Source organism: Pararhodonellum marinum (assembly GCF_015354735.1).
Taxonomy (GTDB): Bacteria; Bacteroidota; Bacteroidia; order Cytophagales; family Cyclobacteriaceae; genus Pararhodonellum; species Pararhodonellum marinum.
On record NZ_JACEFJ010000004.1, the window covers coordinates 287905 to 304497 of the forward strand.

Annotated in this window: 16 protein-coding genes; 11 read left to right on the plus strand and 5 right to left on the minus strand. The window is 39.9% G+C overall.

Going from position 1 to position 16593, the window contains the following annotated elements; all coding sequences use genetic code 11:
- Positions 1–54: 54 nt before the first annotated feature.
- Positions 55–1176 (minus strand): helix-turn-helix domain-containing protein, encoded by a 1122-nt coding sequence (locus tag H1A14_RS10645; RefSeq protein WP_194776227.1) that lies wholly within the window; start codon positions 1174–1176, stop codon positions 55–57.
- 233 nt (positions 1177–1409) lie between these two features.
- On the opposite strand from H1A14_RS10645, the gene H1A14_RS10650 reads away from it, so the two are divergent.
- On the plus strand, positions 1410–1766 hold the full coding sequence (locus tag H1A14_RS10650; protein WP_194776228.1) for a bleomycin resistance protein: 357 nt from the start codon (positions 1410–1412) through the stop codon (positions 1764–1766).
- 11 nt (positions 1767–1777) lie between these two features.
- Here H1A14_RS10650 and H1A14_RS10655 read toward each other — a convergent pair whose 3' ends face one another.
- From H1A14_RS10655 to H1A14_RS10670, 4 genes are all read right to left on the minus strand, one after another.
- A complete protein-coding gene (locus H1A14_RS10655) occupies positions 1778–4114 on the minus strand; it encodes an outer membrane beta-barrel family protein (RefSeq protein ID WP_194776229.1) in 2337 nt (778 codons plus the stop codon).
- A gap of 70 nt (positions 4115–4184) precedes the next feature.
- Entirely contained in the window at positions 4185–5438 is a 1254-nt protein-coding gene (locus H1A14_RS10660; RefSeq protein WP_194776230.1) for a sensor histidine kinase, read from the minus strand.
- Positions 5435–6118, minus strand: coding sequence for a response regulator transcription factor (locus H1A14_RS10665; protein WP_194776231.1), 684 nt, complete (start codon positions 6116–6118; stop codon positions 5435–5437). The genes H1A14_RS10660 and H1A14_RS10665 overlap by 4 nt, the downstream gene beginning before the upstream one ends.
- A gap of 87 nt (positions 6119–6205) precedes the next feature.
- Positions 6206–8059, minus strand: coding sequence for a ChbG/HpnK family deacetylase (locus tag H1A14_RS10670; RefSeq protein WP_194776232.1), 1854 nt, complete (start codon positions 8057–8059; stop codon positions 6206–6208).
- A gap of 200 nt (positions 8060–8259) precedes the next feature.
- Here H1A14_RS10670 and H1A14_RS10675 point away from each other — a divergent pair, with 200 nt between their 5' ends.
- From H1A14_RS10675 to H1A14_RS10720, 10 genes are all read left to right on the plus strand, one after another.
- Positions 8260–8625, plus strand: a complete 366-nt coding sequence (locus H1A14_RS10675; protein ID WP_194776233.1) for a DUF2200 domain-containing protein — start codon at positions 8260–8262, stop codon at positions 8623–8625.
- Between the two features lie 74 nt (positions 8626–8699).
- Positions 8700–9077, plus strand: a complete 378-nt coding sequence (locus tag H1A14_RS10680; protein WP_194776234.1) for a DUF1801 domain-containing protein — start codon at positions 8700–8702, stop codon at positions 9075–9077.
- Positions 9078–9316: 239 nt separating this feature from the next.
- Positions 9317–9937: a DUF4136 domain-containing protein gene (locus H1A14_RS10685; protein ID WP_194776235.1), complete on the plus strand. Its 621-nt coding sequence runs from the start codon at positions 9317–9319 to the stop codon at positions 9935–9937.
- An 8-nt stretch (positions 9938–9945) separates the two neighbouring features.
- On the plus strand, positions 9946–10542 hold the full coding sequence (locus H1A14_RS10690; RefSeq protein WP_194776236.1) for an OmpW family protein: 597 nt from the start codon (positions 9946–9948) through the stop codon (positions 10540–10542).
- 601 nt (positions 10543–11143) lie between these two features.
- A complete protein-coding gene (locus tag H1A14_RS10695; RefSeq protein WP_194776237.1) occupies positions 11144–11746 on the plus strand; it encodes a hypothetical protein in 603 nt (200 codons plus the stop codon).
- A 121-nt stretch (positions 11747–11867) separates the two neighbouring features.
- Positions 11868–12989, plus strand: a complete 1122-nt coding sequence (locus tag H1A14_RS10700) for a hypothetical protein (protein WP_194776238.1) — start codon at positions 11868–11870, stop codon at positions 12987–12989.
- Positions 12990–13225: 236 nt separating this feature from the next.
- The gene (locus H1A14_RS10705) at positions 13226–13756 is read left to right on the plus strand and encodes a hypothetical protein (RefSeq protein WP_194776239.1); all 531 of its coding nucleotides are present in this window, start codon (positions 13226–13228) and stop codon (positions 13754–13756) included.
- A 1-nt stretch (position 13757) separates the two neighbouring features.
- Positions 13758–14471: an outer membrane beta-barrel protein gene (locus tag H1A14_RS10710; RefSeq protein ID WP_194776240.1), complete on the plus strand. Its 714-nt coding sequence runs from the start codon at positions 13758–13760 to the stop codon at positions 14469–14471.
- A gap of 50 nt (positions 14472–14521) precedes the next feature.
- Complete coding sequence (locus H1A14_RS10715) at positions 14522–15004, plus strand: hypothetical protein (RefSeq protein ID WP_194776241.1); 483 nt, start codon at positions 14522–14524, stop codon at positions 15002–15004.
- A gap of 118 nt (positions 15005–15122) precedes the next feature.
- Complete coding sequence (locus H1A14_RS10720) at positions 15123–16409, plus strand: BamA/TamA family outer membrane protein (RefSeq protein ID WP_194776242.1); 1287 nt, start codon at positions 15123–15125, stop codon at positions 16407–16409.
- Positions 16410–16593: the final 184 nt, after the last annotated feature.

The following is a 16593-nucleotide window of genomic DNA, read 5'->3' on the forward strand; positions in this document are numbered from 1 at the left end:
GCATAAAAATGGAACAATTCGTCTCAAATCCAGATTTGAGCAAAAATATCCAGCCTAAACTGTCGCCTTGTATTCCATTTTTTTGACCAGATATACCTTTGGACTCATGTTCTTGGCTTTTTTGAATGCCCTCTGAAAAGTAGCGGGTGAATTGAATCCACATTCCTGTGCAATGCCAAAAATGGTCAAATTAGGTTTGCTTTCACTTTCCAGCTTTTCACAAAAAGTCTCAACCCGATAATTGTTGACAAAATCATTGAAATTGGTGTTTCCGGCTTGGTTGAGTGCATAGGAAATTTCTTTGGTAGGAATCCCAAGATGTTCTGCCACCATTTGAAGGTTGAGATGGGGATTAAGGAAAAGCTTTTCATTTTCCATTGCTGAACGGAGCAAGTCTAAATTGTCAAAAGCCTCGGGATTGGTTGGTTTTGGTAAATCAACTTTTTGAATGGATTTGACCTTCCAATATCCTGCCATGGCAGACCAATATAAAAACAACACCAAAAAAAGTTCGATGGGATAATAATGCGAGCCATATATTCCTGTGTACCAGATTGGCACAAGTAGAGTTAAAGCCCATCCAATTGCAAAAAACACCTGGATTACGAGCATACTTTTTACCCAAATAAAAATCTCTTTTTGAGCTGGACCGGATTTTAAATTATTGATATTTTTCCTCACCATAACCACCGTAATAACGGTGAAGAACAAAAACACCAACAAGCTCCAGATTTCACTGTAGAAATCATAAATCCGAAACATCCAGGTTAAGGGAATTTCGATTTCTTTCCATTCCCATTTGAAATAAGCGAAATATCCTAATACATTGATGCCGGCATAGGTCAATTGAAATAGGAAGGGTGAAAAAAATAGGAATATCTCTTTTCGACTAGGTACATATCTGTGGACCAACAACGACTTAAAATAAAAGTAGAATCCAGGTCCGATCAGGAAGATTGTCACAAAAGGAAAAAAGTCAAAAAACATGGCATACTTGTTCAAACCAGTACTCCAATTGAAAGTCTCAAGGGCATTGTAAACCAAGGCAGTCATGACCAAAGCAAGAAAAATACGTCCGGGATGCTTCTTGTGAAGAAGGAGTATACCTATAAAGACCAATCCTTGGATCGCACCAAAAAGTATCAGAATATTGACCCAATGTAAATCCAGCTGCATAAATGGAAAACTAGTATATCATAATCAAAGTACCAAACCCTTTGGAATTCTCGGTTCAAAACAATCTGAACAGAGTGATAAGCGTCTTCGAAAGATAAATCCGAACCTGTTCACCGATGCCTGCTTTGGGTTTCAAAATTATCCAAACCTACCACTTCCACAAATTGCTTGGCATTGCGTATTAAATTTAAGAGATTTAGTTGAATATTTATCCGTTTAAAAATCCAGTCAAAATGCTTACAGCCATCCACCCTAAGTTGCCCATGCGTGACAAAGCCAAGACACGTGACTATTACAACCAATTGGGATTTGGGGAAGTAGGAAACCAGGATTATGAAGGTTATTTGATGGTTCAGAAAGATCAGATTCAAATCCATTTTTTTGAATTCAAGGAATTGGATCCCAAAGAAAACTATGGTCAGGTATACATCCGAACGGACAGCATTGAGGAATTCTACCAATCTTTACTGCAAAAAAAAATATCCATTCACCCAAACGGGCATTTGGCCACTAAACCTTGGGGACAAATGGAATTTTCCTTGCTTGATCCGGACAATAATTTATTGACTTTCGGGCAAGCAGTAGAATGATTTCTTTTCAATTAAAAATTATACCTCGCTGACAAAAGGACTATTCTCGTTTCCTGTTTCGAATAGAAATCCTGCGAAAATGAATTGGTACGAGCAAAGCCTGCAAATCTTCTGGTGTCAAAGATGTCTCTAACGCTCAGCGCAAGGCTACCTTTTTTATTGAAGAAGTTTCTTTGGATGGTGGCATCCACAAAATATTGCGCCAAATCCCGGCCTTGTGCTTCTATTTCGGGGGATTCATAATTTCCAGCCACTTGGAAATTAATGCCATAGGGCAGTTTAAAGTCCTGTGTTAACTTGACGTTCCAGGCAAATCCGGAATTGGTAAATTCCTCACTGATGTTGGAACCATCTACTGATATACTAAACAATGTCAATCCGCCATTGACCGAATACCAGTCATTTACCTCACCGGTTCCGATCAATTCCACGCCATAGGATTCGGCCGATAGCAAGTTCTCGGGCTGGGAATAGGAGATTCCATCTTCCACTATGGTGATGAAATCAAGTTGCCCATTGACTTTCCTGTAAAATAGGTTGGTGATAAAATTGGCTTTTTTAAGGTTAATCATATGACCCAACTCAAATGAATTGATCAATTCGGGCTGAAGGTTAGGATTTCCCCTTCTGACATTCAGGCTATCCGTAATGTCTGGAAATGGATTTAATCTCCAAGCAGTAGGTCTGTCAATCCTTCTGCTGTAAGTGGCTTTTATGGCATGCACCTCATTGATGTTATACATCCCTTGGGCACTGGGGAATAAGTTAAAGTAGTTTTGCCTATTCTGTTCTCCCGTATTTTGAAGATCAGTATCCACTATGGTGTATTCCCCTCTAAGACCAATGCCGTATTCAAATTTGGGTTTTGAGACCGAAATCAAAGCGTAACCCGCGTGAATTTGATCCTGATAGATAAATCTGTTGCTGACACGCTCGTCTTCCAAAAAGCCACCTTCTGTTTCATCAAACCTGAAATACTGATAATCATTGTCGAATTTCCTGATGATTGATTTCAATCCTGTCTCAAACTTGGCCGATTCATATGGTTTGATATAATCAACTTGCATGATGGAGATGTTTCTGATTTCATCTATATAAGCAAGTTCCTGCCCTGTTCGGTTTTCAGGGAGGGGTTCCAAGGTATTGTTGAAAATGTCAATCTCTTGAGTTTTGAATTGGTTTCTGAAGGAATGGCTTGCCGTGGCTCTCAAAAGGTGACCTTTATCCTCGAAAGAATGTTCAAATATCAAAGCATTGTCCAGTCCCACATCTGTTTCACTTTCTTGATTTCTACGGACATAATCAAACGCATCAATTTCTCCTTGCGGCCTTTCCAGTTCTGCAAAAAGGGTATTGACTTGCCTGTCCAAACTGGACTGAAACACCCCCTCATAGCTCAATACATTGTTGCCAAAATAATAATCCGCGCCATAGTTCAAATTGTGGCCAACATTTCTATTGGTATTCTCAGTGCTTTGTCTTAAAGTTTCTTGGTCTTCAAATAAAATCCGGGTCGTCTCCCGATTCCCAATGCTCTTCCAGTCTCTATAATTGTAACCCACAAAAGAGTTGAACCTGGCATTTCTATGGTTCATCCTCCCGCCTAGATTTGTCCGGTTTCTGGTGCCATAAGTAGCTTCCAAGCCGCCATTTGTACCCAGGTCTTGTCCTTTTTTGAGGATGATATCGATTACACCACCCTCTGCTTCGGCATCATACCTGGCATTGGGGTTGTTGATTATCCTTATTTCCTCCACAGCACTTGCAGGCAAATTGTCAAGGTTTTGGGTAAGAGAGGAATTCCGGCCATTGATCAAAATATTGGTACCCGTACTTCCGCGTAGTGAAATGGTACCGTCTTCAGATACGGTGATGGAAGGGGTGTTTCTCAAAATATCGAGCAGGGTTCCTCCGACATTTGCCAAATTATTTTCAGGGGAAATAATGATTCCCTCCATGCTGGTTCGGATAGGCATTTTGGAAGTTTCTACAATCACTTCCTGCAGGTTTTGACTTTCGTCTTCCAGGCTTATTTCACCCAGATCGATGGGCCCGTTGATTTCAATTTCATTTACCAGAAAATCTTTGTATCCAATAAAAAATGCTTTGAAGGAATACTTTCCTTTGGGAGCCTGCAAAGAAAAGCGTCCGTTCTCATCAGAATCTGAAAACGTGACGGGTCGTGTTTGGTCTTGTCTAGTGTACAAAGCCACTTGGACAAAACTCAGAGGTTCTTTCGAATCAGCATCTACCAAGGTACCTTTTACCGAAAAAGATTGACCAAAAGCATCGGGTGCTCCAATAAAAATCAAAATAATAATTACAAGGAAATATGGTACGCTTCTCATTGAAGTAGACTTGGTTGGATTGTTTTCAATACAAAAATACCTTTACAATCTGATTCAATTTTGAAGTTGTTTACTTGAACTCAATTGTAGTGAGATGGATATTTCCCACGGGAGCATAACTCAATCTGAACCCATATGTTTTGCATATTTGATTTACAATCGCAAGACCTAGTCCTATGGACTCAGGATTGCTACTTTCTTTTTTAAATCTTTGTAAAAGTTCATCGGGATCATGTTGGATGGAAGCTCCTGAGTTTTCGATTTTAATCAGATGCCTATCCAGGTGAACCTTGATCCAGCCCCCATTTAAGTTGTGTTTGATGGCATTTCCCAATAAATTATGGACCATGATTTCAGCTATAAACGGATGCATTTTCACCATGACTTCTGGTTTGATGTCAGTTTCCAGCTTCAATTCACTCAAGATGACCAGCTCAGAAAGAAGTTCAATGTTTTTGATGAGAATATCAGATAGGTCAATCTGTGAGGGTGACTCAAACTCTTCATTTTCCAGTTTGGCAAGTAAGCCCAGGGACCTTACTATTCGATGGATGCGTTCATTGTTTTGATAGGCGGAATAGATCAAAAGTGCCTGCTCCTCAGTCATGTCAAGGTTCATCAGGTTTTCCAATTTTCCGCTGACCACAGCAGTTGGAGTTTGTATCTCATGGGAAATGTTTTCTGAAAATTCCTTGATTTGCCTGTAATCTTTGAGCAGTTTTTGGGTCATCTTTTCCAGAAATTCATTGAGTTGGTTAAACTCTGAAATGGAGCTTTTTTGAAAATGCAAGGGTTTGTTGGCCTGAAAATTAAATTGCTGGATTTTTTGTAAGGTATGTTGAAAGGGCTTTAGGATCCGATTGGAAATGCCACGGAAAAACAACCCCAAAAAAACCAATTGGATAAAGAAGACCACCAACATGGTATAAACCACGGTTTCTGTGATATCCTCTGCTTCGATTACCAGGTTGTAATAAGAAATCCTGTAATGCTTGTCCGCTATTCTGAAGGATTTGCTGGCTTTCAATTGCTTCTCTTCCCTGTTCAAAGGGTCGTGGTAGGCAATGGTATCCCTGAGATTCAGTTGCTCTTCCTCCAGTTGGATTGGCAATTCAATGATCTCCAGCCTTTCATTGACCAAGGCCTCGGGTGAAACTCCCTGTCTGATTCTTTCTGCATAGGCTTCGATTTGCCTGTCCAACTCCAAGCCCAGTTCAAAATCAATTTCCTCTCCGAGCTTTTTGAAAATAAAAAATCCCCCGATAAGCAGGGCCACCATGATGATGATCAAATAAACTGACGTAAGTAAGTTGAGAAGTTTCATGATTGGTGGTCTCCAAATTTATATCCAATCCCATATACAGTCGTCAAATAATCCTTGCCTCCAGCCTCAGAAATCTTTTTACGGAGGTTTTTGATGTGCTGATAGATAAAATCAAAACTGGAAAGGTTGTCCGTATAATCTCCCCACAGGTGTTGCGCAATGGCGTTTTTACCCAAAACCCTGTTCTTATTGATGATCAAAAAAACCAATAAGTCAAACTCTTTTTTGGTCAGGTCCAAGGATTTTCCATGAACATGGACCTGGAGATTCTGAAGTTGTACTATTATTTCATTGAACCGCAGTTCATCCGAGCCGCCTAATTTAGACCTACGATATATTGCCTTTAACCGGGCCAAAAGCTCAGACAAATGAAATGGTTTGGGCAGATAATCATCGGCACCCAGATCCAGTCCTCTGATTTTGTCATCCAAAGCGTCCTTGGCAGAAATGATCAATACATTGGGTCTGACTTCCCGCTTTTTGATGATCTCCAGCATACTCAACCCATTTCCATCGGGCAACATCAGGTCCAGCAAAACGCAATCATATTCATATGATAGGATCTTATCCTGTGCATCAAAAAGATTACCGGCTACCTCACAGATTATTCCTTCATGAGAAAGGTATTGAATGATGTTTTGGGTCAATTCCCTGTTGTCTTCGATCAATAATACTTTCATTTATACCATCGGAGTAGCGGTGATTGATAGCATATACGCCCAAAATTCTGAAGGAAATTTGAAGTTAAAAACTGACGCCTCAAAACCCTAATTTTCAAGACCCGGCAACAAATGTTCCCAGATCAGGTTGAGTTCGGCCTGCATGTCTGAAATGTTGGCGGTGGTAACGATTACCGCATTTTTCTCGGGAAGGATCAGAATAAACTGCCCATTGAGGCCATCTGCACGGTAGGAGTTGTGCCTACTTTGCCATAGCTGATACCCATATCCCTGCATCCAATCGGAATTCTTGGCATCAACTTTTAGATTTTCCTCCTTTACCCCTGCCGGCAGGGAAGAAACCTGCGCAGCGGTGGCCTCATCAAACCAAGATTCAGAAAGTAGCTGTTTGCCGTTCCATTGTCCTTTTTGGAGATAAAACAGCCCTAGTTTAGCCATGTCCTCAGTTTTCACTTTTAATCCCCAACCACCTATATGGATTCCCTGAGGGCTTTTGTCCCAAGTTGCTCCCACGATTCCCAAGGGTCTGAAGAGCCTGGGCTGCAGGTAGTCCAAAAGCGGCTCACCTGATACTTTTGTGAGAATCGCCGAAAGCAAATAGGTAGCCAGGCTGTTGTACATAAAAGTGGTTCCCGGCTCATGCTCTACCGGAAATGCCAAAAATGCTTCCACCCAATTCAAATCATCACTTTCTCTTAGCACACTTGTCGGATCTACGTCATGACCTACCGTCATGGTCAGCAAATGCCTGACTTCCAGTGCCTGAAGATTGGGACTGATTTCGTCCGGAAGCTTGTCAGGGAAAAATGAAATGACTTTATCAGACACATTCAAAATTCCCTCCTGAATGGCAAAGCCAATAGCCGTTGAAGTGAATGTTTTGCTGACAGAATACATCACATGGGTCTTATTTGCGGCATGATCTCCAAACCATTCTTCAAAAACCACTTTACCGTTTCTTAAGATCATCAGGCTGTGGAGGTCTTGTTCATTGCTTTGGACGGCTTGAAGGTATGCAGAAATGGCTTGGGGATTTATCCGCTCTTTCTCTGGATCACTCCGTGGCAAGGCCTTGATCAAAGTGATAAAATTGACCAGTTCAATCCTGTTTTTGGTTACAGCTTCCTTTACTTTTTCACTGGTCCAGGCATCAGTAACCCCCTGTCTATCCACTGCCACATTTTCATAACCGATATGGCCTACTCCCTGCATTTCTATGTTGTGGTAGGCAGGATGATCCACAAATTGGTAGGCTTTGCCAGCCTCTAGTTTTTCCAACATCCGGATAAACGAAGCCTCTTTTTCTGCTGAAGTTTCCTTTGGTCCATCGTAGGTGGTGCCGGCTACACCTATTCTCTGCATCACATCCCGACTCATTACCGGCAGGTCATATTCCTCAGCCAGCATGGCCACCATTTTTGCCACATCGGGATGGAAACCGGTAGATCCCATATGACCGGAAAGGTGGCTGATTTGGGGCACATGTTTCAGGGCCAATTCAATCTGTGCCCGAAATTCACGTTCCACCTCCTCCAGTTTCCATGGATTGTCAGTGATGGCGAGACCGGGGTAATTTTTATTCATCCAGATCATGGGTAAAAAATACCCATCTGTATCCATAAGACTGGGGCAATGGGTCAGAGGCCTCCATTTGATGCCATCCCATTCACTGGTGATGGCGAGATGCAATCCTACATCGATTCCGGTAATTTCCTTTAACAAAAGAGCCGCCTCGGGAAACCAAGGGCCCACTGCGATCAATTCGATGGAAGATTCTATTCCGTTAACAAAGGTTTCTATACTGGCGAGGTTTGAGGAGCGTGAGGAGCCCATGTCATCTCCCCTCACGATCAACCTAGGTCCCGGGAGATCCTGAGCATGGGAACATAAGTAAATGAAAGTGAAAAAAAGAATAGAGATGGTTTTGGTGAAACTGCGCATGGCCAGGTGGTTTGGGAGAATGAAAAATAACGAATTTCCAGGGATATTTTGCGTTGGATTTCTAGATTAGTTTGATTGTTGCTCGCTTTACATCTTGAAGTCAATAATTTTTATCTTTGTATATGCTCCCTAAATGCTAAATTTTTGATAGCATTGGTAGTAGCAACATGTATTGATCCGATAACAAAAAAACCCTAACCATGAACACCACGGACACCCACAACGAACGCATGGCAAAAATGACTTTCTCCTCTGTCTATCCCCACTACATCACCAAAGTGGAGAACAAAGGCCGAAGCAAAGAGGAATTGCACCAGGTCATTGAGTGGCTTACCGGCTTTGATCAGGCGAAAGTACATGAGTTGATCGAAAGAAAAGCAACTTTTGAAACCTTCTTCGATGAGGCAGATTTAAACCCACATGCTCACCTGATCACCGGAGTGATCTGTGGTTACCGCATTGAAGACATCGAGAATCCATTGACACAGAAAGTCCGTTACCTTGATAAATTGGTGGATGAATTGGCCAAAGGAAGGAAAATGGAGAAGATTTTGAGGAAAGGGTAGGGGATTATAATTGGGCTTCGACCCGGTTCCGACATGTCCATACAACAAATCTCCTAACCCAAATCCAAATGTAAATGTCCAATCCTGAACACGATTTTTTTTACCTAAACCAAGCCGAGCCAAATAAAAGCTGTCTGCTGGCTTTGAGGAACATCATCCTTGCTCAGGACAATCAGGTTACAGAGACCCGGAAATACGGTATGCCTTGCTTTTGCTTTAGGAAAAAGATGTTTTGTTACCTCTGGACGGATAAGCAAACAGGGGAACCCTATCTCTTGATGGTTGAGGCAAAACACTTAAACCATCCCGAACTGGAACAGGGTGACCGCTCAAGGATGAAAATATTGAGCGTGGATCCCTATACTGATTTGCCCATCAAGACCATTGAGATGGTCTTACAAAGCGCCTTGGATCTTTACCGCTCTGGGATGATCAAGACTAAGGGGAGTTGAAATTGACTAGGAAATTTATCCGGATAACTATTTTTTTCAGAGAAATAAAAAATGACTTAAGTACATGAAATATTTGGTGTTTTAACCCAACAAGTGATTGATTTATAGACGATATCGTTTAAGTTTTTTTCTAAATCACCCATAATTTTACTTTTAGTGACAGGGAAACAAAATTTAAAAAGGATATTCCAAAATTTTCCTCGCTAAAATATTCCACAAACAAATTATTTCAATTTAAGATGAAGAAGAAATTTTCCCGATGGTTACCATTGGTTACCGGGGTAATACTTGCTGCCTGTTATCCTGGAGGTCCGGAATTTTATGAGGATACAGATGTGGTTTATACCTCTTTTGAACCCGAATTCGATTTCCAAACCAAAAACACCTATGCCCTTCCCGACAAAATTGTGGTGGACATTGATATTGACAGAGGTGATACTACCCTTGTTTATATGAAGGATGCTTTTGCTCTACCCATACTGGTAGCAATTGATGCAAACATGCAGCAAAATGGCTGGTCAAAAGTCAGTATTGCCCAAAGACCAGATGTTGTTTTGACGCCTGCCGCAATTACCGATACAAGTTATTTTTATAGCTATTGGTATTCGTGGTGGTGGGGAGGTTATTATCCTGGGTGGGGATGGTATTATCCACCTTATTGGACGGTTACAAGCTATACTACAGGCACCATGATCATTGCAATGGCCGATCCAAATGTAAATAATCCCATCAATCAATCCCGGGCATCATGGATCATGCTGGGTAACGGTCTTCTTTCAGGATCTGGAAATATAAGTCGTGTTACAAGTGCCATTGATCAGGCCTTTGAGCAATCGCCCTATCTGAAACTTAATAACTGATATCAATTATGAAAAAGGCATTAATATTTATCGTTTTTTTTACATTCTTGAATGTTGCCAATGTAAATGCTCAAAGCTTGACAACGACCTCCTATTCCATTGGTATTCCTACAGGTGATATGGGTGATTTTGTTTCGAATGTAAGCTGGAGAGGCTTTTCTGTTGATTATAGAAAACTGGTTCAATCAAATATTGGCATCGGTATCAGTTCAGGTTTGAATACCTTCTATGAGGAAAGACCATTTGGGGTATATACGATTGACAATAGATCATTAAGTGGGAAGCAATGGAGGTACAGCAACAACGTACCCATTATGGTTTCAGGAGATTATTTCTTCAAACCTGGTGAACCCCTAAACCCTTTTATTGGCTTGGGAGTGGGAACCATTTACACTTTGAGAACCACGGATATGGGAATTTATAGATTAGATCAGAAAGCTTGGAGCTTTGCATTTCAACCACAGGTAGGATTGATTCATATGTTGAACAATTATGCAGGGATTTCTTTGTCAGCAAAATATTCCTATGGATTGGCAGCAGGGGACTTGAGTGGTGCCCAGTCTTTTTTATCCTTAAACATTGGCTACGTGTTCATGGGTAATTAATTAGGAATTCATTATGAGAAAATTTTTGAGGATGGTGAATTTTGCCATCCTCTGTTTTTCTAAATACAACGTATGTATGCAATGATGCCAGTAAAATGGTAATTCCATATAATACTCGCCGGGAAACTGAATTGTCCGGTAAATCCCTGCCTGCCGACTTCCGACCCATTTGAAGGAGAATATCGGGTTACTGGCAAAGAAGCGGATAACCATATTAAATATTTACATCGATCTTTGTTTGGATTAAAATTTTGATTAAATCTTCAAAATGTTGTGTAATTTGAACATATAAATTTCTTCAAACATGAAAACATCTGCATTCCTATTCTTCACAATGCTTATGGGTATAAATTTCTCATTCACCCTTGCTCAATCTCAAAAATCCAGGTTACAGCCAGGGAAAATGTATCATCAGGGTGATACGCTTTATAGCCCTGTTTTTGGATTTACTACATTGGTCCCAGAGGGATGGATAGGAAACCTTCCAAGGGAAAGTGAAGTTTTTTTGTTGATGAATACTTCCAACACCTCTGGAGAAATTTTTGTTTTTGGAAGGGAGTCTATCAATCTTGAATCTCTGTCCAAAACATGGATTTCAGGAGTGGATATCACCGATAATGTTAGGCTGACAGCAACCAATCCAATAATTGAAGGTGATTTATTGATTTCCAACGAAGTAATTGCAGAGGGTAATTACATTCATAAAGAATACAAAGCATTTGCTGCTACAAGATGTGGCGATAAAGGAAAATGTATTACTGTTTTGGCAATTGCCGATGAAGGTCATTTAGATTTTGTCACTAAAACATCGATTGAATTGTTGAAAAAAGGAATTTTTGAGGAGCCTTCTAACGCTTCACCATATGACAACTTCAATTGGAAAAAATTTCTTTCCAACAAGCTATTGATCACTTATGATGAAATCCGTGGAGGTGCCAAAAGAACTCAAATCAATTTATGCGAAGACGGTACATTCAAAGCCAACGTAAGGAAACAGGGGATTTTAAAACAAACAAATCCCCAGTACAAGGGGAATATGTCAGGGACATGGACTGCGGAAGGAATAGGACCTCAGGCTTTATTGTCTTTGAATTTTTCAAGAAAAAATCTAACCTCTTTAAGTGTAAAATTAAGTTTCCAAGATGAGCAGCTATATGCGGATGGTGAAAGATTTTATGCCAGTGAATCTACCTCTTGCCAATAATAAAGCATTTTTTAGTCTACTGCCGTGGATGAGAAAGTTTATTTTTTTAATTCTAGACGGAGGCGTCCATAATTAACTAACAACATTCTTTATTTTTAATTTGAGAATTATCATCTAAAGAATGAAACGAATACTTTTTTTCAAAATCATCCTGTTTTTTTGTGTAAATACCGTCTATTCACAGGTCTTTACAAATAAAGAAGTGGGACAAAGAAATCTATCTAGAAAAGATAGTCTCAAGAATGTGGAATACCCTTATTCATTGCCGATCTGGGGGGCCAAAGCCACTAATGCAGGATATTCTCTTCCATACTCTGCAGGCTTAAGTGTCCAGTATTTTTGGCAGGAATCGGATATCATCATTGAAAACCTGATGGTCGGTTTCAACAACGGTCAACTGCATGAACTTGATGAATTTGTCCGCTTCAACAAAGCTGTTGCAACAGCAAGCGCTGTCTCCGTAAGACCGGATATTTGGCTGTTTCCATTTTTGAATATTTATTCCGTTTTGGGAAAAACTTCTGCTTCGACAGATATCGGATTCGGACTGTGGCTGCCAGATGGTTCAAACAATTATAATGAGGTGTTTTCTGCAGGTACCAAGGTGGATTTTAATGCCACCACATTTGGTATTGGCATGACACCAACAATTGGTGTGGGCGGAGGGTTTTTGGCATTGGATATGAATGTGGCTTGGACCGATGTTCCCCAATTGGCCACTCCTGCACGGACCTTCGTATTTGGCCCCCGGTTTGGCAAAAACTTTAGAATGAAAAAGCCTGAAAGCTCCATTGCAGTTTGGGTCGGAGGGTTCAGGGTCCAGTTGAATTCAGAGACCAATGGTTCAATTCTACTCAGCGAGGTATTTCCACCAGGAACATTGGGGGGAAGAATAGATGAGGGAAAGGAGAAAGTAGAAAATGCTTTTAATCAAGTAGAAAACTGGTGGAATGGGCTTAGCCAACTCGAACAAAACAACCCGATAAATAGGTCTAAATATGAAAAGGCCAATTCAATTTTGGATCGGGCAAGTCAATTTTTGGTAGCAGCTGATGGTGCAGTAAGTACAATCGAGACTTCTACGGTTCAGTACACGATGGATAAACGCCCAAAAGACATGTGGAATTTTATTGTGGGTACCCAATACCAATTTAATAAACACCTAATGCTTCGTCTCGAATATGGGTTTTTGAGTTCCAGAGAACAACTTATAACAGGACTTCAATACAGATTTGGATTGTAATTAAATATTGGGAATTAAGCAGTCCAATTTGTTTCGGTTGGGATGTTGATTGAAAGTATTCAAACAAAAAAATTAAATTCTCCTTGGTGAACTTGATTTCAAATTCATTATAGTTTTCCAAGGATCTACTTTCAAAGAGTCAAGTTATGGATGCTGTTTAAACCTCCAAAAATATTCAGAAGGTTTGATCCATATACCTTAAATATGAATTGAAAAACCTATTCAATAATGATACAATGGAGAATAAGACTATTGAAAAGCCACTGAAAGATAAATTACTTCACGAATTAGCTGAATATGGTTTTAATGTACTATACCTCGGTCTTTTTTTTAGTGTATTTATTTTATACAGGAGACTTTTGCTGGCTGAATATGGGATTTATTTGAATGATTATTTTATTGGACTGGTCAAAGCTTTGATTTTTGGAAAAGTGATTATGATCGGGACTTTTTTGAAAATCAGTAAAAGATTTGAAAATCAACCTCTCATTGTTCCTACACTTTACAAAACCTTGTTCTTTACTTTATTGGTTGTGGTTTTTGAACTTTTGGAAGTCACGGTCAAAACCTTGTGGAAAACAGAATCCTGGACAGGAATTACAGATTCCTTTACCCACCATTTTAATATGGTTTGGTTTGGAGGTGTACTGATTGTGGCATTTACCTTTTTGCCTTTTTTTGCATTTAAGGAATTATCAAGACACTATGGAGTTGACTCGATGCGAAATTTATTTTTAAAAAAATCCGAAAATCCTTTATCTAACTGATATGGTAAATAATTTTAGAATTGGCCTCCCGTTCTTTTTTTTTCTTATCTCAGCAAGCTCAAACGCCCAAGTACTGATTTCTTTGCTTTTTGGGGATGCCTTAAACACTGACAAGATAGAATTTGGATTGACAGGTGGCATGAATCGATCTTATTTGAGGGATATCCCAGATTCCGAAGGACTCAACAACTTCAATCTCGGTTTCTATTTCAATATCCTGCTTTTGGAGAACGCTTATTTGAGTACAGGAGTGTTGGTCAAATCAAATGTCGGGGCCACAGGAATGGCTACCTATCCCTTGGGCGATGAGGACTTTGACGGAATTTTTGAAGATGGGATGTTGACTACCAAAATCAACTATTTTTACATTCCGATTATGTGGCAACAAAGAATCCGTACCCGGATATTGCTTGAAGGTGGGTTACAGGCCGGACTTAGGACAAAGGCCTTCGATTTATTTTTTGTGGATTCCAATGGAGGGGAGCTTGAGTTTGAGAAAGAATTGGGTGACAACTATCATCGACTTGATGCTGGAGTGGTTGGAGGCGTGGGATATAAATTGAAAAAAGACCTTAAAAGTACGAGCCTGGGCTTTTTATATTACCATGGTCTGGTGGATGTCAATGCCGCTACCTCGCATAAAACCAGAAATTCATCTTTGAACATTTACCTCAGAATTCCAATCGGTGCGGGTGAAAAAAAATCAAAGGGATAAAATCTTAAAATCAAAATTGAAACTTATAACCAAATCTCAAAAAATAAACCATGAAAAAGCAAACTACTCTTCTCCTTTTCATCTTGATGATGACGCCTTTATTCTTTCAAAATGTCCAAGCGCAAACCAATAAGGAAGAATTAGATTTTATCCAATCCATCTTCGGAATGGAAAAAAAGCAAGCTGTAGCTGAATTTTTGAACATAAGTCCGGGTGATCCATTTTGGGAAATCTATGACCAGTATGAAACTGAAAGAAAAGCATTGGGTAAGGAGAGGATAGAGGCCATAAATCAATATGCCGAGAAATATACCACTATGCAGGATGCTGATTATGATCAGGTGGTCAGTACTATGATTTCCTTAAAAAAACGAAACGATAAATTGATTGAAGGATACTATAAGAAGGTGAAGAAAGCCTCAGGCTCAAAAGTGGCAACCCAATTCTTTCAAATAGAGGAGTATATCCTCAGCGAAATCAGGGCTTCCCTAATGGAAGCAATTCCCTTTATCGGTGAGTTTGAGAAGCAGTGAGATTAAGAAAACTAATCATTCCTTTTCTTTGATATTCTAATAGGCATTAGGGTTTAATTTCCATTTCCTTTAAAATATCTGCTGTCTATATAGATCAATAAGAATTAAGATAAGTATTATGTTATGGATTCGAATTCTTAACCGTTCTTTTTTCGTTTTCTGGATTTTTCTATACTTCCATTCAGAAGTAAAGGGGCAGGCATTAGCTCCTGACACCACATGTATAGATAAAGATTTGCCGGAATTGATCAGAGAAGCTTTGGGTAAGGATCCCAAACCCAAAGAGATAGGTGCGAATTCTTTGTTGGTTGTTCCGATCATCGGATCCAATCCTGCTACTGGTTTTATGGTTGGTTTGGGGGGACAGTTTGCCTTTAAAATGTCTGAAACCAATCTTTATTCCCTGATTAGCGGGAGTTTGCAGGCTACTACCAAAGACCAGTACATATTTACGGCCAAAAACAGTATTTACACAAAACGGGAAAAGTTGTTCTTTACAGGAGACTGGCGTTATATGATTTTTTCCCAATCCACTTATGGCTTAGGAACGAATGCTCCGAAAGGTGGGATTTTGGATTATCAATTTAGCCTGGGAGGTTCCGAAACTGATATAGATTCTTTGGCCCAGCCTATGACATTCAATTTTGCCCGGTTTCATCAATCTGTGGGATTCAAGCTGAGACAAGGGATATATTTAGGTTTGGGATACCACTTTGATTCCTATTTTAAAATTGTGGATCAAAAACTCAATCTCGACCCCGAAAACCAATTATTGACCTCTCATTATGTCTATAGTATGTTATATTCCTTCAATGCAGAAAAATATTACTCCTCTGCCATGTTTGGAAATTTCATCATTGACAAGCGGGACAATATGATCCAACCATACAAAGGGTATTTTCTTTCCCTTGGTTTTAGAGGAGCCTATCGGGTTTTTGGGAACAAGAGCAACGCCGAAATGTTCTCAGGTGAGTGGAGAAGTTTCCATAACTTATCCAAAAAAAACCCTGCCCACTTGATTGGTTTTTGGTTATTGGGAGATTTGACGCCAGAGGGGGATTTTCCTTACATGATTTTACCTGCAACTGCTTTTGACCAAAGAGGTAGAAGTGGTAGAGGATATACACAGGGGAGATTTCGGGGCAACAATTACCTGTATGGAGAAACAGAATATAGATTTCCTATTTCAAAATGCGGTGGCATTTTGGGAGGGGTTTTATTTGTGAACGGAACTACAGCTACCAACGCGGTCCAACAACTGAAAATGTTCGAATCAGTCAAAGTGGGTTATGGCATAGGGCTACGGGTGAAAATTGATAAAAATTCGAGAACTAACCTTGTTCTTGACTACGGCCGTGGAGAGCAGTCAAGTGGATTTTATCTTGCTATTTCTGAGACTTTCTAAATTTCAAAAATTCCCCTGTACGGCAACGTCTAAACCCTATTTGATAAGATTTATAACTTGAGAACAATCTATGCTGAAGATTTTTATAAATCCACAACCTAATTCTTCATTATACATTATTACTGTGTTAAAATTTAAAAGAGAATGTACCAATGGTTTGAAGCTCCTCCAGGATTATTAGGTG

Bases quoted from the DNA above. Each gene is read 5' to 3' on its own strand.
- H1A14_RS10665 (WP_194776231.1), bottom strand. From the start codon at position 6,118: ATGAAAGTATTATTGATCGAAGACAACAGGGAATTGACCCAAAACATC.
- H1A14_RS10680 (WP_194776234.1), top strand. From the start codon at position 8,700: ATGTCCAATCCTGAACACGATTTTTTTTACCTAAACCAAGCCGAGCCA.
- H1A14_RS10675 (WP_194776233.1), top strand. From the start codon at position 8,260: ATGAACACCACGGACACCCACAACGAACGCATGGCAAAAATGACTTTC.
- H1A14_RS10655 (WP_194776229.1), bottom strand. From the start codon at position 4,114: ATGAGAAGCGTACCATATTTCCTTGTAATTATTATTTTGATTTTTATT.
- H1A14_RS10685 (WP_194776235.1), top strand. From the start codon at position 9,317: ATGAAGAAGAAATTTTCCCGATGGTTACCATTGGTTACCGGGGTAATA.
- H1A14_RS10645 (WP_194776227.1), bottom strand. From the start codon at position 1,176: ATGCAGCTGGATTTACATTGGGTCAATATTCTGATACTTTTTGGTGCG.
- H1A14_RS10660 (WP_194776230.1), bottom strand. From the start codon at position 5,438: ATGAAACTTCTCAACTTACTTACGTCAGTTTATTTGATCATCATCATG.
- H1A14_RS10705 (WP_194776239.1), top strand. From the start codon at position 13,226: ATGGAGAATAAGACTATTGAAAAGCCACTGAAAGATAAATTACTTCAC.
- H1A14_RS10650 (WP_194776228.1), top strand. From the start codon at position 1,410: ATGCTTACAGCCATCCACCCTAAGTTGCCCATGCGTGACAAAGCCAAG.
- H1A14_RS10720 (WP_194776242.1), top strand. From the start codon at position 15,123: ATGTTATGGATTCGAATTCTTAACCGTTCTTTTTTCGTTTTCTGGATT.
- H1A14_RS10700 (WP_194776238.1), top strand. From the start codon at position 11,868: ATGAAACGAATACTTTTTTTCAAAATCATCCTGTTTTTTTGTGTAAAT.
- H1A14_RS10710 (WP_194776240.1), top strand. From the start codon at position 13,758: ATGGTAAATAATTTTAGAATTGGCCTCCCGTTCTTTTTTTTTCTTATC.
- H1A14_RS10715 (WP_194776241.1), top strand. From the start codon at position 14,522: ATGAAAAAGCAAACTACTCTTCTCCTTTTCATCTTGATGATGACGCCT.
- H1A14_RS10690 (WP_194776236.1), top strand. From the start codon at position 9,946: ATGAAAAAGGCATTAATATTTATCGTTTTTTTTACATTCTTGAATGTT.
- H1A14_RS10670 (WP_194776232.1), bottom strand. From the start codon at position 8,059: ATGCGCAGTTTCACCAAAACCATCTCTATTCTTTTTTTCACTTTCATT.